This is a genomic window from Oceanobacillus sp. MO10714A (genome assembly GCF_037072045.1).
Taxonomy (GTDB): domain Bacteria; phylum Bacillota; class Bacilli; order Bacillales; family Amphibacillaceae; genus Oceanobacillus; species Oceanobacillus indicireducens.
Genome location: NZ_JAXHDC010000106.1, coordinates 1 through 1,614 on the forward strand (window position 1 = coordinate 1; position 1,614 = coordinate 1,614).

Sequence of the window (1,614 nt, forward strand, 5' to 3'; positions counted from 1 at the left end):
GAAGAATGGGGCTGTATAAATAATGTCTAAATAAAATTAGGTAAAGAATAGTGCAAGTTTTTAAATGTCAAAACTCTATAATTGTAGCTAACCTATTTTTGTTCAATTTTTATACAGCACTTTCCTTTTAAATGCTTCTCCACGCCAATAATAATCATACTTATTTTCTTTCAATTTATGCTTTTAGCAAAAGTCTTAACCCTTCCGCAAAAACATTCTCTGGAATACTCTCTTCATCTACATAGGATTGTATTCCAATTCCTATGTCCAGAGATAATAACAGAAAAGCAAGTTTATCAATGGAAACTAACTGTTTTTGATCCTTGGTTTGGTAAAACTTTTTTAAAATATTTATCATTTGTGATCTACTTTCCTCTAAGATAGGTGCAAGTTTCTTACTTACACTATCATCTCGCATGGCATATAATAAGAACTCTAACTTTAAAATACTCCAGTCTTCATTTTCTTTTCGCTCGTATTGGTGATTATTTTCAATCATATTTATAAATTCATCCAATGAGTTATATTCCTCTGCTATTGCTTCTAAGTTTTGTAAGTCCTCTTTTTGGTTTTCCTTAAATACAGAAAGGAATAAATCGTCCTTTGATCCAAAGTTAGAATAGATAGCTCCTTTTGAGTAACCAGCTTCCTCTGCAATTTGATCAACAGAAGTACTATAGAACCCTTGTTTAGCGAACATTTCTGAGGCAACTTCTAGGAGTTCCCTACGTGTTTGCTGTTTACTTTCTTCCCTTGTTAAACGTTTTTTAGACATTTATTCCACCCTCTTGACAATTTTAATCATAGCATGTAATGTGAATACTAACGGTATCTGAATACCATCAGTATTATAATTCCATCACTTTAATATGTAATTAGTATATCACAGGATAATAAAAATAGGGGGAAGGTAAATGCTTGTTATCAATGATTTAACTAAAATGTATTCGGGTAATCCAGCAAATAATTCAATAAGCTTTACGGTTGAAAAGGGAGAAATATTTGGTCTTTTAGGGCCAAACGGTTCTGGAAAAACAACACTTATTTCACAAATTATTGGTTTCTTAAAACCTACAAAAGGCCATATTGAAGTTTCAGGCACAGATGTTATCTCTGCTCCCGATATGGCTCGTAAACTGTGTTCCCTACAGCCACAAGAAAACATCTCATTAAATGGTTTAACTCCTAGACAAGCTATTGAATTGACAGGACGGATACGGAATGGAAATAAGCGTGAAATAAAAGAAAAGACTGATGAATTACTAAAAGATTTACAATTAGAAGAATGGGCAGATCAGCAAACAGAAAAACTTTCAGGTGGTATTAAACGTTTAGTAACATTTTGTATGGCAATAGTTGTTCCAGGAAAGCTTGTTATCCTTGATGAACCTACAAATGATGTGGATCCAATCCGACGAAAGTTATTATGGGAACAAGTACGAAAAGTAGCAAATAGTGGTGCTACAGTTTTACTAATAACACATAATGTATTGGAAGCGGAAAGGTCTGTTGATCGATTAGCTTTAATTGATAATGGAAAGCTCGTAGGGGTTGGTACTCCAGCAAGCTTAAAAGGAGCATTCAATAAAAAGATACGACTCGAGTTAACATTAT

2 protein-coding genes are annotated in these 1,614 nt (G+C 33.1%); one reads left to right on the plus strand and one right to left on the minus strand.

The features are described from left to right. Positions 1-175 precede the first annotated feature (175 nt). Complete coding sequence (locus tag SPD53_RS19680; protein ID WP_336253568.1) at positions 176-775, minus strand: TetR/AcrR family transcriptional regulator; 600 nt, start codon at positions 773-775, stop codon at positions 176-178. 139 nt (positions 776-914) lie between these two features. On the opposite strand from SPD53_RS19680, the gene SPD53_RS19685 reads away from it, so the two are divergent. Then, positions 915-1,614, plus strand: a 700-nt coding sequence (locus SPD53_RS19685) for an ABC transporter ATP-binding protein (protein WP_336253569.1), incomplete at its 3' end; no start/stop codon positions are given.